General features: G+C 56.1%; 1 pseudogene. It reads right to left on the reverse strand.

Going from position 1 to position 608, the window contains the following annotated elements:
• Positions 1–593 (reverse strand): annotated as a pseudogene (locus tag GCT19_RS45070) (hypothetical protein); the annotation flags it as partial.
• Between the last annotated feature and the right edge of the window lie 15 nt (positions 594–608).

Below are 608 nucleotides of genomic sequence, written 5' to 3' on the forward strand. Positions count from 1 at the left end.
AAGCGCCTTTCGAAGAGCGGCAGCAGCTTGATGACCCAGCGGTGCACCGTCGAATGATCCACCGCGATACCACGCTCGTCCATCATTTCCGCAAGGTTGCGCAAACTCAGCGAATAGGCCACGTACCATCGCACGCACAGCAAAATCACTTCAAGCGGGTAGTGAAGGCGCTTCAGGACCTTGGCCAGGCCCGGCGCGAGTGTGGTTCGCGGTGTCTTCGTCTTCTTCATCGCACAGCTCAAAAATTCGCTACCCAATTTTAACGTGGGCCTTACTGCAACAGAACCTTTCCACTCGCCTTTGATCTTGCTATAGCTCTCGTCCATTCGCCAGCTTTTCCCAACCGGACGCTTGTGCTTGCGGAAGCGCCTTTCGAAGAGCGGCAGCAGCTTGATGACCCAGCGGTGCACCGTCGAATGATCCACCGCGATACCACGCTCGTCCATCATTTCCGCAAGGTTGCGCAAACTCAGCGAATAGGCCACGTACCATCGCACGCACAGCAAAATCACTTCAAGCGGGTAGTGAAGGCGCTTCAGGACCTTGGCTAAGCCCGGCGCGAGTGTGGTTCGCGGTGTCTTCGTCTTCTTCATCGCACAGCTCAAAAA

This window comes from Paraburkholderia atlantica, assembly GCF_009362785.1.
Lineage (GTDB): Bacteria > Pseudomonadota > Gammaproteobacteria > Burkholderiales > Burkholderiaceae > Paraburkholderia > Paraburkholderia atlantica.